The organism is Vitreimonas sp., from assembly GCF_036392335.1.
Lineage (GTDB): Bacteria > Pseudomonadota > Alphaproteobacteria > Caulobacterales > Aquidulcibacteraceae > Vitreimonas.
The window spans coordinates 62,184-74,724 of record NZ_DASVYD010000027.1; the positions used below are offsets into that span (position 1 = coordinate 62,184).

A 12,541-nucleotide genomic window follows, 5' to 3' on the forward strand; every position below is an offset into this window, starting at 1 on the left:
AGATGCGCCCCGCTTCTGGCGCACCCCGCCCCGTTCGGCTAAGACGCGGGCGGGGATAATCCGAGACGCCTATGACGCCGTTCCAGGCCGCCTTCGACCGCGCGAGCCTCGCTTTCGCAGCCGTGCTGATCGTGATGACCGCGATCCGCATCAATCTGCTTTTTTTGAACCCCGTCGGCCTGGGCGTCGACGAGGCGCAATATTGGGCGTGGTCGCGCAGCTTCGAGTGGGGCTATTTCACCAAGCCGCCGATGATCGCCTGGGTGATCGGCGCCACCACCGCGATCTTTGGCGATGCCGAATGGGCGGTGCGCCTGGGCGCGCCGCTCGCGCACGCCGTAGCCGCCACCGCGCTCTATCTGCTCGGTCGTTCGATTTTCGGCGCATGGCCAGGCTTCTGGGCGGGCTTCGGCTGGCTGATGCTGCCGGGCGTGTTCTTCTCATCCAGCCTGATCTCGACAGACGCGATGCTGCTGCCGCTCTGGAGCGTCGCGCTATTGGCGATGTGGCGACTGGTGAACACGCGGGCGATGGCTTGGGCGGTCGTCGTTGGCGTCTGCGTCGGCCTTGGCGCGCTGGCGAAATACGCGATGCTCTATTTCGTGGTCTGTACGGCGCTTGCGGCCTTTTGGCTTGAACCCGTGCGCCAAGCGCTCGCGAAAGGTCGTGGCTGGGTCGCCGGTGCGATTGCGGCGTTAATCCTGGCGCCCAACCTGTACTGGAACGCCCAGAACGGCTTCGCCACAGCGCGACACACGGCCTCGAACGCGGGCCTCAACGTCGATGACATGTTCCATTTCGATGAATTGTTCGAATTCATCGGCGGTCAGGGCGCGGTTTTGGGGCCTTTGGTCTTTTTCGCGCTGATCTGGCTCGTATGGCGCGCGGTGCGGCGCGGCGAAACCAACACCATCGAGGACAAATTTCTCTTCGCTTACGTGCTGCCGCCTTTCCTGTTCATCTCGATCATCGCGTTCATTTCTCGCGCAAACGCAAATTGGGCGGCTGTGGCGTATCCCGCCATTGTCGTGTGGCTGACAGGCGTCCTGTTTGCGACGCGCAAGGGGCGTGTTGTACTGCTTGGGGCAACGGCCGTGAACATGGCGTTGGGCCTGTTCATCGCCGGCATGTTCGTCTTCAACCCCAGCTTCGCCACGCAATTCAAGAATATCCGCAACGCGCAGGGGTGGTCTGAGACTGCGCAAGCGATCGCGGTGCGCGCCACCACAGCGCCAGGCGAGACCCCGTTTACGGCGATCATGGTCGATGACCGCGATCTCTATTTCGAGCTCAATTACCATTGGCGCGATCTGCGCCGCGAGGGCGCGCCGCTGCCGCCGCTGCGGATGTGGCTGCTGCATGGCGAGGCTGAGAATTCGGCCGAGTCCCGAGACCCGATGCGGCCCGAAGAAGGTGCGCGGGTGCTGATCGTGCATCAGCGTACTGATTATATGCCCTTCGTCGCGGGCGACTTCACCGTGTTCCGCAACGTCGAGCATCTCGCCATACCGTTGGGCGGCGGACGTGACCGAAATCTGGAGATCTCCGTCGGCGAAGGCTTCGCGCCGGCCATGCGCGACGAGGCGTTCCGCGAGCGCGTGGCGCGCCGCCACGAAGACTAGAGCGGATCGTAGTCGGGAAACGCCGATCCGCCGCGCTCGGCCGAGCAGGCATTTTGCCGGAACAGCGCGAACAGCTCGCGGCCCACCCCGCGCGCATGGCCGGCCAGATCAAGCTGCGACGGCGCCCGCTCACGCCAATCCGCTGGCGTAAGCACCTCAAGCACACCGGCCTCGCCATCGACGCGGATCAGATCGCCATCACGCACTTTCGCGATCGGCCCACCCTCCGCCGCCTCGGGCGTGACGTGGATGGCGGACAGCACCTTGCCGCTTGCGCCTGATAAACGCCCGTCCGTCACGAGAGCGATCTTGAAGCCGCGATCCTGTAGCGCGCCGATCAGCGGCATCAATTTGTGCAGCTCGGGCATGCCGTTGGCGCGCGGCCCCTGCCCACGCACAACGAGCACGCAATCACGATCGAGATCACCTCGTTTAAACGCCGCCTGCACTTCGGCCTGTGAATCGAACACAAGCGCTGGCGCTTCCACCACGCGCTTGTCGTCCGCCACAGCGGAGACCTTCACACAGGCGCGGCCCAGGCCGCCGCTCATAAGGCGCAAGCCGCCATCGTTCGCAAATGGCTTGCTGGCGCCGCGCAACACGCCCTCATCACCGCTCGTCGCTAGCGCATCGCGCCAGCTTAGCGCTTCACCGGCGAGGAATGGCTCTTGCGTATACGCAGCCAGGCCGTCGCCGCCGACCGTTACAATATCTCCGTGCAGCAAGCCCGCATCGAGCAATTCACGCACCAATAACGCCATGCCGCCCGCATCGTGGAAATGGTTCACGTCCGCCGAGCCATTCGGATAGATGCGCGCCAGCAGCGGCGTCACGCGCGAGAGCTCCGCGAAATCGTCCCAATTGATTTCGATACCCGCCGCCAACGCGATGGCGGGCAGATGAATGAAATGATTGGTCGAGCCGCCCGTCGCCATCAGGCCGATCATCGCGTTGACGATCGCCTTCTCATCGACCACGCGGCCAATCGGGCGATAATCTTTGCCAAGCCCGGTGATCGCCGCCGCGCGCTTCGTCGCCGCGACAGTCAACGCATCGCGCAACGGCGTGTTCGGCGGCACGAATGCGGCGCTGGGCATATGCAGGCCCATCATCTCCATCATCATTTGATTGGAATTCGCCGTGCCGTAGAAGGTGCACGTGCCCGGCGCGTGATAACTCTCCGCTTCTGCCTTCAACAAGTCCTCACGGCCGATTTTGCCTTCAGCAAAGAGCTGGCGCCGCGCCGCTTTCTCCTTGTTCGGCAAACCCGATGGCATCGGCCCAGACGGCACAAGGATCGCCGGCAACCAGGGAAACCGGAGCGCGCCAATCAGAAGGCCCGGCACAATCTTGTCGCAAATCCCCAACAGCAGCGCCGCATCGAACGTCGCGTGCGAGAGCGAGACCGCCGTACTCAGCGCAATCGCATCGCGCGAGAACAGCGACAGCTCCATGCCCTCGAAGCCCTGCGTGACGCCATCGCACATCGCCGGCACGCCGCCCGCGACTTGCGCCACCGCGCCGGCTTCGCGCGCGGCTTTGCGGATCACATCAGGAAAACGCTCATAGGGCGCATGCGCCGAGAGCATGTCATTGTAGGCGGTCACAATGCCGATCGACGGCCATTTGCCGCCAAGTAATTGGATTTTATCCTGCACCGCGCAACCAGCCGACGTGTGCGCCTGGTTCGCTTCGGCGAGCTTCACGCGCGCGGGCTTGGTTGGATCATACGCATCAATCAGATCAAGATAGCGTCGCCGGCGCTTTGCACTGCGCTGCGCGATGCGTTCAGTGACCTGTGCAACAGTTGAATTCAATTCGGCCATAAGCGCTCACTACATCGTTTCTAGGCCAAGCTCATCGATGCACTCCACCGCAGCATCTCGAAAACTCGAATTCTGGATGCTTGTCTCGACACATTGTTGCAGCGCAAGCGTAGCCAATTCTCGTTCACGCTCGGACATGGGATCAACCGCGCCAGGACCAAATTGTTCGAACACGATTCGGCTGACTGCCCCACGCCGCTCACCTACCGATGCGGCGTTCCACTCGACGGCACCGCCCTCTACGACAGCACCAATGCCATCCATGAACTCTGTCACGCCCGACTCATCCGAAGCGGAAATGTTCGACGGTTCAGGGTCGGCGCCGGCTATCAGGAACATGCTTAAGGCGAGCGCGCGAACCATCAATCCGGATCCCACCAAGCGCGACCGTCGCGATCCAGCAGCAACGCTGATTGCGTTGGCCCGTTGGAGCCGGCGGCGTACGGATAAGGCTCGGCGCCGTTCGCATCCCACGCGGCCAACAATTCGTCAGCCCACTTCCACGCCGCGTCGACTTCATCCCGGCGCATGAAGAGCGAGAGATTGCCGCGCACCACGTCCATCAACAATCGCTCATACGCATCCGGATAACGCACGCCAAACGCGTCCTCGAACGTGAGATCAAGCGGCGCGGCTTGAATGCGCAAACCGCCCGGCCCCGGCTCTTTCATATTGAGCCACAGCCGCACGCCTTCATCGGGCTGCAAACGCAACACCAATCTGTTCGGCAAGCCCGCGTTCGCGCCAAAAATCGGCACGGGCGTATCCTTGAACTGCACCACGATCTCGGACCGGCGCGCGCTCATGCGCTTACCGGTGCGCAGGTAGAACGGCACCCCGGCCCAGCGCCAATTGTCCACTTCCGCCTTGATCGCCACGAACGTCTCGGTGCGCGACGGCCGGCCCACTTCGTCGGCATAGGCCGGCGCCGGTTGCCCGCCGACGAGCCCCGCCTTGTATTGTCCGCGCACCGTCTTAGCCGCGACATCCATTGGTCCAATGCGACGTAGCGCGGAGAGCACCTTGAGCTTCTCGGTGCGGATCGCATCCGCATCCATCGAGTTTGGCGATTCCAGCGCAACCAGACAGAGCAGCTGCAACAAGTGGTTCTGCACCATGTCGCGCAAGGCGCCGGACTTGTCGTAATAGTCGGCGCGGCCTTCGACGCCGAGCTCTTCGGCCGCCGTGATTTGCACGTGATCGATATACGCGCGAGACCAGACTGGCTCCACCATCATATTGGCGAAACGCAGCACCAGCAGATTCTGCACTGTCTCCTTGCCGAGATAATGGTCGATGCGGAACGTGCGATGTTCGTCAAACACGCGCCCCACACCGTCATTGATCGCGCGCGAGGAGGCGAGATCGCGGCCGATTGGCTTCTCCAACACGATGCGCGAGGTCGGCGTGGCCAGATCGGTTTCCCGCAGGCGCTCCGCGATGGTCACGAACAGCGAGGGCGCAGTGGAGAGATAGAAGATACGAACGTTGCCATTGCCGTTCGCCAGCAAATCCTTGAGCGCCGACCATTGCTCCGCCGGCGCACTCGCGTCGACACGCGCGTATTCAATATGGCGGAGAAAATCCTCGCACCTGCTCTCATCCACGCAGGCGTTTGGCGAAAACTTGCCCCGGCTTTCGCGCACCATGTTGCGGAAGCTCTCGGTATCGAGGTCCGAACGCGCCACGCCAATGAGGCGTGACTGCGGCGGGATTTGTCCGTCCAGGAAGCGGTGCAGCAGCGCTGGAAACAATTTTCGCAGCGAGAGATCGCCCGTGGCGCCGAAGACAACCAGATCGAACGGGGGGACGGGGATGAACTCTGCCATGCGCTCTTCAAACTAGTGTTCGGGCGCGGGCGCAAACAGGGCGCCAACGCTTTGTCTGTGTGCCATTGTCCCGCGACAATTGCATTGCCAATTCGCGCCCGCGGCGCCTATCTTCCCGGCACAATGGCTGATGACGATAAAACGCCGCCGCGGCGCGGTCTGAGCGGGGAAAAGAAACCCACAATCAACGACGTCGCACGCTTGGCCGGGGTCTCCAAAAAGACGGTCTCGCGCGTCATAAACCAATCGCCGTTCGTTAAGGGAGAGACGCGGGAAAACATCAACCGCATCATCGCCGAGATCGGCTTCTCGCCCGATCCACAAGCGCGCGGCCTTGCCTTCCGCCGCTCGTTCCTGATCGGTCTCGTCTACGACAACCCGAACCCGCAATATGTCGTCAACATGCAACTCGGCATGCTCGATGCCATGCGCGGCTCCGGCTATGAGCTCGTCGTCCATCCCTGCAATCGCGGAAATCCAACGTTTCTCGCAGATTTTCGGCGTTTCATCGAGCGCCAGAAACTTTCCGGCGTGGTGCTGACGCCGTCCGTCTCGGAAGATGATCGCGTCAAAGCCATTCTCGATGAAATTGGCTGCGCTTACATCCGCATCGCCTCCGTGCCGGTGGACGAACCCCAGCACATCATCGTCTCGAACGACCGCCAAGGCGGCCGCGCCGCCGCGCGGCATCTGGCCGAACTCGGCCACACCCGCATCGGCTTCATCTCCGGCCCACCCAGCTTCCGCTCCTCGCATGAGCGCTACGGCGGCTTTGTCGAAGAGTTGAAAGATCGCGGCCTGAAACTCGATGAAAACTACATCATCCAGGGCGCCTATACGTTCGAAACCGGCATCTCCTGCGGCGCCGAATTGTTGAAGCGAGAACCCCGGCCAACCGCCATATTCGCCGCCAATGACGAAATGGCCGCCGGCGTGCTGCACGCCGTGCGCCGCGCCGGGCTGACGTGCCCGAACGATGTCTCCGTGGTGGGTTTCGACGACTTCCAAATCGCCTCCTCCGTGTGGCCGCCGCTGACCACCGTGCGCACGCCGACCCGTGAAATCGGCCGCATGGCCGCAGAAAAGCTCATCGGCTTTTCCGAGGCCGACGAGGACGAGGCCCCGCCCCGCGAAGCCGCCCCGGCCACCTCACCCGCCCTGGTCGTCCGCGACTCTACCGGGCCCGCCCCACGCTGAGCTTGCCCCAGAGAAGCCGCTTGAATCGGATTCTGACACCGGTTACCAAGAAGATCAATTGCACCGGAGGCCGGCCTAAATTCGGCCGGCGTACGCCCCGACCAGAACAAGCCCTGAAGCTCTAAGCCAAACAGGATCAGCCCCATGAAAATCGCGCTCATTATCGAGAACAGCCAAGCCGCAAAAAGCAGCATCGTGCATGACGCGCTGAAATCGGTCGCTGAGCCGCTCGGCCACCAAGTGCACCACTACGGAATGTACAGCGCCGAGGACAAAGCCTCGCTGACCTACGTGATGAACGGGCTTCTCGCCGGCATCCTGCTCAATTCGAAGGCCGCGGATTTCGTTGTCACCGGTTGCGGCACCGGCATGGGCTCGATGCTTGCGTGCAATGCGATGCCCGGCGTGTTCTGCGGCTTGATCGCGGACCCGACCGACGCATTCCTGTTCGGCCAGATCAATGACGGCAACGCCATCGCCATGCCCTACGCCAAGGGCTTCGGCTGGGCCGCGGAACTCAATCTGCAGGATTGCTATCGCAAGCTCTTCGACGGCGAGCGTGGCCTCGGCTATCCGAAAGAGCGCGCGCAGGTCATGGCGAAGAACCGCGGCATTCTGAAGGAATTGAAGGCGGCTTCCTGCCACGACATGCTGACGGTGTTGAAATCGGTCGATCAGGAGCTGCTGAAGAGCGCTCTCGCGGGCGAGCGCTTTGAAGAGATCTTCTTCGCTAACGCCCAGGACCAAGCGATCGCTGACTACGTGCGCCGCGTGCGCGCGTCGTAAGGCCCAGCGAAACCGCACCAAACAAGAAGAATCTGAGGGAGCCATGAGCGCCAATCCGTTTAGCCTTGCCGGCAAAACCGCGATCGTCACCGGCGGCAATGTCGGCCTGGGTCAAGCCATTGCGCTCGCTTTGGCGGAGGCTGGCGCAGACATCGCCTCGACCAGCCGCCGTCCAGCGGAAGAAACGGGCGCGCAGGTGAAGGCGCTCGGTCGCCGCTTTCTCTCGATCGAAGCTGATCTCTCTTCCACAGCGCCAATCGCCGGCATTGTGCAGCGGACAATCGACGAATTCGGCAAAGTTGATATCCTCGTGAACAATGCTGGAATCATCCGCCGCAACGATTCCGTCGACTTCACCGAAGACGATTGGGACGCGGTGATCGACACCAATCTCAAGTCCGCGTTCTTCCTTGCCCAAGCCGTCGGCCGCCACATGATCGGCCAAGGCCACGGCAAGATCATCAACATCGCCTCGATGCTCTCCTTCCAAGGCGGCATCCGCGTGCCCTCGTACACCGCCAGCAAAAGCGGCCTCGCCGGCATCACCAAATTGCTCGCCTGCGAATGGGCCGGCAAAGGCGTGAACGTGAACGCGATCGCGCCGGGCTATATGAGCACCGACAACACCGAGGCGCTGCGCGCGGACCCCAACCGCAATGCGCAAATCCTCGACCGCATCCCGGCCGGCCGTTGGGGTGAATCGCGCGATATCGGCGGTGCGGCCGTGTTCCTGGCCAGCGCCGCGTCGGATTACGTCCACGGGGCCATCATCCCGGTGGACGGGGGCTGGCTCGCGCGCTGAGCCGGCATTAAGAGGTTCACGTGACTCGCTTCGTCTGTTTCGGCGAATTGCTCATTCGCCTATCGCCGCCTGGCCGCGAATTGCTGCTGCAGACGCCGCAGCTGACGACGCATTATGGCGGCGCCGAAGCCAATGTCGCAATCTCGCTGGCACGCTTGGGCCATGACACGCGCATGGTCAGCGTTGTGCCGGACAATGCACTCGCCCAAGGCGCGCTCGGCGAACTCCGCCGCTACGGCGTCGACACGAACGGCGTGCAACATGGCGCGGGCCGCATGGGTCTTTATTTCATGACCGCCGGCGCCGGCCAACGTCCGTCCGACGTGCTCTATGATCGCGCGCAATCCGCCTTCGCACTCGCCGCGCCCGACGCGATCGATTGGAAAACCGCACTCGGCGGCGCCGATTGGCTGCACGTCTCCGGCGTCACGCCCGCCGTCAGCGCCAACGCCGCTGAAGCCGCGCTTCGCGCCGTGAAAGCCGCGCGCAGCTACGGCGTGAAGGTGTCGTTCGACGCCAATTTCCGCGCCAAGCTTTGGGAAGTGCGCGGCGACGACCCACGCCCGACCTTGAACGCGCTCTTTGCCGAAGCCGATCTCATGTTCGCCAACGCACGCGACATCACGCTCGTCACCGGCGACAAATGCGGCAGCGATGAAGAAGCCGCGAAGGTCGCATTCGCGCGCTATCCGAACCTGCAACGCATCGCCGCCACTGAGCGTAAGGTCGTCAGCTCCGATCATCACGAATTGCGTGGCGTGATGTTCACCCGCTCCGGCGCGACGCGCACAGGCAATAACGCGATCACCGGCATCGTCGACCGTATCGGAGGCGGGGACGCGTTTGCCGCTGGCCTGCTGCACGGGCTGGCCAAAGGCAGCAACGATCAAAACATGCTCGATTTCGCCGTCGCCGCCGCGTGCCTCAAGCACACTATTCCGGGCGATTTCAATCTCGCCAGCGAAGCCGACGTGCTGTTCCACCTCTCCGCGTCAGGATCGGATGTGCGCCGATGAGCGAGAAGCTGACCTCCGCTTATGTGATGTCGCTAACGCCGGTTCTGCCGGTCGTCACGATCGAGGATGTCGGCCACGCCGAACCGCTCGCGCGCGTGCTGCTCGCCAGCGGCATCAATACGATCGAGATCACGCTGCGCACGCCGGCAGCCCTCGGCGCCATCCGCGCCGTGGCGGACGCGGCGCCAGAAATGATCGTCGGCGCCGGCACAGTGCTCAGCGAAGATGATCTCAAAGCCGCGATCGATGCCGGCGCGCGCTACGCGCTCTCGCCCGGCGGCACCAAGAAATTGATGAAGGCGGCGGAGAACGCGTCGATCCCGTTCATTCCGGGCGTCGCCACCGCCAGCGAAATCATGCGCGGCCTGGAACTCGGCTACACGCATTTCAAATTCTTCCCCGCCGAACAATTGGGCGGCGCGGGCGCCATCAAAGGCATTGGCGCGCCGCTGGCAAAGGCGCGCTTCTGCCCTACGGGCTCAATCACGCTCGAAAAAGCGCCGGCCTATCTCGCACTCGACAACGTGCTCTGCGTCGGCGGCTCCTGGATCGCGCCGAACGACAAGATCAAAGCGGGCGATTGGGCGTCGATCGAAGAGGCGGCGAAAAAGGCCGTCGCGCTGAAGCGCTAAAGCCGGTCGCGCAACGCGTACCAGAGCATGCCCAGCACATAGAGCGGCGAGCGCAACGCGGCGCCGCCCGGAAATTCCGGCGGCGCGAGGCCCGCGAGCAAATCGAAGCGCTCTGCCGTCCCCGCCATGGCTTCGGCCAGGACTTTGCCCGTCAACGCCGGCAACAACACACCAAGCCCCGAATAGCCGTGCGCGAAGAAGAGATCGCCGGTGCGCCCGATGTGCGGCAGTCGTGACATCGTCACCGACACCAACCCACCCCAGGCATAATCGATGCGCGCGCGCTCCAATTGCGGAAACACTTTGAGCATATGCCCACGCGCGAATGCGGCCATGTCCGCTGGCGGGTCCGGCGTGTAACGTTCGCCGCCGCCGAAGATGAGGCGATGGTCGGCGCTCATGCGGAAATAATTCACGACGAAACGGCTGTCGCTGACGGCCAGATCATCCGCGATCAGTTCGCGCGCATTCGCAAGCGGCTCCGTGGCCACAAGATAGTTCGCCACCGGCATGATGCGCTTGGCGACCCGCGGTTCCAAATTGCCTAGCAACGCATCGCATGCGAGCACGCCATAGCGCGCCCGAACGGCGCCAGATTCCGTACGCGCGACAACGCCGCTCGTCGTTTCCAGCGCCACCACGCGCGCGCCTTCGTGCAGCACAACGCCAGCGTCCCGCGCCGCGTCCGCCAAACCCAGCGCATAATTCAGCGGATGCACATGCCCGCCGCATTCATCGAGAAACCCGCCATGAAAGCCGGGCGCGTCCAGCTTCGTGCGCGCTTCCTCAGCATTCAACACCCGCGCATTCGGATAATCCATCACGCGCGTCAGCACCTCCGCCTCTTCACGCATCCAGCTCAGATCCGTCGGCTTGGCCGCGACGGTCAGATGCCCGTTCACGCGTAAATCGCACACGATGTTGTGCTTGGTGATGCGCTCGATGCTGAGATTGCGCGCCTCCATCGCCATATCGAACAGCGTGCGCGCTTTCGCTTCGCCATAGCGCGCGATCAAATCGGTCGCGCTTTTGCGCCAGCCGGGGATCATCTGCCCGCCATTGCGGCCCGACGCGCCCCAGCCGATGCGGCCCGCTTCCAGCAAGATCACAGAGAAACCGCGCTCGGCAGCATTCAGCGCCGCGTGCAGACCGGTGAAGCCGCCGCCGATAACCACGACATCGGCGTGCGCTTCGTCTTCAAGCCTCGGCGCCGGCGCAAACGGATTGGCGGTCGCCGCATAATACGACCGCTCCATGCCGAGGCCGGAATTGAAGCTCACGTTAGACCTTGAGCAGCAAGTGGTCGCGTTCCCAGGACGAGATCACGCCTTCGAAATTGCTGAGCTCATGCGCCTTGATCATTTGGAATGCCGTGCAGAAATGCTCGCCCAACAATTCGATCACAGGCTGGCACGTCTTGAAGCGGTCAAGCCCTTCGCTCAGCGTCCGCGGCAAGGTACGCGCCCACTTATAGGCGCTTCCCTGCACCATCTCATTGGGCGCGATCTTGTCGCGAATGCCGATATAGCCGCACACCAGAACCGCGGCGATCGCGAGGTACGGGTTCGCGTCCGCGCCCGGCAGGCGGTTTTCGATACGGCGATTTTCCGGCCGCGAAATCGGCACCCGCAGACCGCACGAGCGATTGTCATAGCCCCATTGCAGATTGATCGGCGCGGAGAAGTCCGGCCGCATGCGGCGGAACGAATTCACGTTGGGCGCAAACAGAGGGGTCACGTCGCCCAGATACTTTTGCAAGCCACCGACGAAATGCCGGAACATATCGGTGTTGCCGTCGCTCTCCGCGCTCTTTTCGACACCAAATAGATTGTCACCCTTCTTCGCGTCAACCACCGAGACGTGCAAGTGCATCGCCGAACCCGGCTGGTTCTCCATCGGCTTGGCCATGAACGTCGCGTAGACACCGTGCTTCAGCGCGACTTGACGCACGATGCGCTTGAACACCAGCACCTGATCCGACACATGCACGGGATCGCCGTGGTTGAAATTGATCTCAAGCTGCGCCGTACCGCTTTCGTGGATCATCGTATCGAGGTGCAGCGACGCGGCTTCGGCGTGTTCATAAATCGTCTCGATCAGATCCTCGTATTCGGTGATCGCTTCCAAGCCATAAGGCTGCGGCGAGGTTTCCGAGCGGCCTGAGCGGCCTGCCGGCGGCATCAACGGCAAATCCGGATCGGTGTTCACCTGCGTCAGATAAAATTCCAATTCGGGCGCCACCAACGGACGAAGTCCCGCCTTATCGTAAAGCTCCACCACGCGCTTTAGGACATAGCGCGGCGCGATGTCATACGGCTCGCCGCTGGTGTGATACGCATCGGCGAACACAAAGGCGGTCGGCGTCTTGTAGCCCGGCGCGACGCACAGCGTCTCCAGATCGGGCCGCAACACAACGTCAGGGTCTTGCATCGACAACGCCTCGTCTGCGTCATCGGCGTACTCGCCCGTCACCGTAAGCAGATAGATGCTCGATGGAATCCGCAGGGAGCCATCGCGCTCGCTTTGCAGAAATTTTTGCGCCGGGAACACCTTGCCCCGCACGACGCTGTTCAGATCAGGCACGAGGCATTCCACCTCGGCGATGCCACGTTCCTTGATCCAATTGGCGAAAGTCTTATCCATACATCACACTTCGGTTTGCAGGCGCGCATGCGCGATCACGCCGAAATGGCGCGCGAAAGCCGCACATGAATTTCTTTCAAACGGGCGCGGCGCGATAAAACACGTGCGATTAGAAACCGCTCGCTGGCCACGCCCATCGGCCCTCTGACGAAGGCTGCGGGAGCGCATAAGTCACCTGATATCTCAGT

Annotated in this window: 11 protein-coding genes; 6 read left to right on the plus strand and 5 right to left on the minus strand. The window is 62.7% G+C overall.

The window, feature by feature from the left end; all coding sequences use genetic code 11:
- The first annotated feature begins 71 nt into the window (after window positions 1-71).
- A complete protein-coding gene (locus VF769_RS06655) occupies window positions 72-1,622 on the plus strand; it encodes an ArnT family glycosyltransferase (protein WP_331007599.1) in 1,551 nt (516 codons plus the stop codon).
- On the opposite strand, the gene edd is transcribed toward VF769_RS06655, so the two are convergent.
- From edd to zwf, 3 genes are read right to left on the minus strand one after another with little or no spacing between them, the layout of a single operon-like run.
- A complete protein-coding gene (edd, locus tag VF769_RS06660) occupies window positions 1,619-3,448 on the minus strand; it encodes a phosphogluconate dehydratase (protein WP_331007600.1) in 1,830 nt (609 codons plus the stop codon). The two genes, VF769_RS06655 and edd, sit on opposite strands and share 4 nt — an antisense overlap.
- 9 nt (window positions 3,449-3,457) lie before the next feature.
- Window positions 3,458-3,811 (minus strand): hypothetical protein, encoded by a 354-nt coding sequence (locus VF769_RS06665; protein WP_331007601.1) that lies wholly within the window; start codon window positions 3,809-3,811, stop codon window positions 3,458-3,460.
- Window positions 3,811-5,277 (minus strand): glucose-6-phosphate dehydrogenase, encoded by a 1,467-nt coding sequence (gene zwf / locus VF769_RS06670; RefSeq protein WP_331007602.1) that lies wholly within the window; start codon window positions 5,275-5,277, stop codon window positions 3,811-3,813. Before zwf ends, VF769_RS06665 begins: the two co-directional genes overlap by 1 nt.
- Before the next feature lie 123 nt (window positions 5,278-5,400).
- On the opposite strand from zwf, the gene VF769_RS06675 reads away from it, so the two are divergent.
- The 5 genes from VF769_RS06675 to eda all read left to right on the plus strand — a co-directional run bounded on the left by VF769_RS06675 (window position 5,401) and on the right by eda (window position 9,710).
- Window positions 5,401-6,474, plus strand: coding sequence for a LacI family DNA-binding transcriptional regulator (locus VF769_RS06675; protein ID WP_331007603.1), 1,074 nt, complete (start codon window positions 5,401-5,403; stop codon window positions 6,472-6,474).
- Window positions 6,475-6,618: 144 nt separating this feature from the next.
- Window positions 6,619-7,260: an RpiB/LacA/LacB family sugar-phosphate isomerase gene (locus VF769_RS06680; RefSeq protein ID WP_331007604.1), complete on the plus strand. Its 642-nt coding sequence runs from the start codon at window positions 6,619-6,621 to the stop codon at window positions 7,258-7,260.
- Window positions 7,261-7,303: 43 nt separating this feature from the next.
- Window positions 7,304-8,062: a 2-dehydro-3-deoxy-D-gluconate 5-dehydrogenase KduD gene (gene kduD, locus VF769_RS06685; protein ID WP_331007605.1), complete on the plus strand. Its 759-nt coding sequence runs from the start codon at window positions 7,304-7,306 to the stop codon at window positions 8,060-8,062.
- 20 nt (window positions 8,063-8,082) lie between these two features.
- The gene (locus VF769_RS06690; protein ID WP_331007606.1) at window positions 8,083-9,078 is read left to right on the plus strand and encodes a sugar kinase; all 996 of its coding nucleotides are present in this window, start codon (window positions 8,083-8,085) and stop codon (window positions 9,076-9,078) included.
- A complete protein-coding gene (gene eda, locus VF769_RS06695) occupies window positions 9,075-9,710 on the plus strand; it encodes a bifunctional 4-hydroxy-2-oxoglutarate aldolase/2-dehydro-3-deoxy-phosphogluconate aldolase (RefSeq protein ID WP_331007607.1) in 636 nt (211 codons plus the stop codon). Before VF769_RS06690 ends, eda begins: the two co-directional genes overlap by 4 nt.
- On the opposite strand, the gene VF769_RS06700 is transcribed toward eda, so the two are convergent.
- The gene (locus tag VF769_RS06700; protein WP_349258109.1) at window positions 9,707-10,966 is read right to left on the minus strand and encodes an FAD-binding oxidoreductase; all 1,260 of its coding nucleotides are present in this window, start codon (window positions 10,964-10,966) and stop codon (window positions 9,707-9,709) included. The genes eda and VF769_RS06700 overlap by 4 nt on opposite strands.
- A 25-nt stretch (window positions 10,967-10,991) precedes the next feature.
- Window positions 10,992-12,353, minus strand: a complete 1,362-nt coding sequence (locus VF769_RS06705) for a glutamine synthetase family protein (protein ID WP_331007609.1) — start codon at window positions 12,351-12,353, stop codon at window positions 10,992-10,994.
- Window positions 12,354-12,541 lie beyond the last annotated feature (188 nt).

Bases quoted from the DNA above. Each gene is read 5' to 3' on its own strand.
- VF769_RS06705 (WP_331007609.1), bottom strand. From the start codon at position 12,353: ATGGATAAGACTTTCGCCAATTGGATCAAGGAACGTGGCATCGCCGAG.
- VF769_RS06665 (WP_331007601.1), bottom strand. From the start codon at position 3,811: ATGGTTCGCGCGCTCGCCTTAAGCATGTTCCTGATAGCCGGCGCCGAC.
- VF769_RS06675 (WP_331007603.1), top strand. From the start codon at position 5,401: ATGGCTGATGACGATAAAACGCCGCCGCGGCGCGGTCTGAGCGGGGAA.
- VF769_RS06655 (WP_331007599.1), top strand. From the start codon at position 72: ATGACGCCGTTCCAGGCCGCCTTCGACCGCGCGAGCCTCGCTTTCGCA.
- eda (WP_331007607.1), top strand. From the start codon at position 9,075: ATGAGCGAGAAGCTGACCTCCGCTTATGTGATGTCGCTAACGCCGGTT.
- edd (WP_331007600.1), bottom strand. From the start codon at position 3,448: ATGGCCGAATTGAATTCAACTGTTGCACAGGTCACTGAACGCATCGCG.
- zwf (WP_331007602.1), bottom strand. From the start codon at position 5,277: ATGGCAGAGTTCATCCCCGTCCCCCCGTTCGATCTGGTTGTCTTCGGC.
- VF769_RS06700 (WP_349258109.1), bottom strand. From the start codon at position 10,966: ATGGAGCGGTCGTATTATGCGGCGACCGCCAATCCGTTTGCGCCGGCG.
- VF769_RS06680 (WP_331007604.1), top strand. From the start codon at position 6,619: ATGAAAATCGCGCTCATTATCGAGAACAGCCAAGCCGCAAAAAGCAGC.
- kduD (WP_331007605.1), top strand. From the start codon at position 7,304: ATGAGCGCCAATCCGTTTAGCCTTGCCGGCAAAACCGCGATCGTCACC.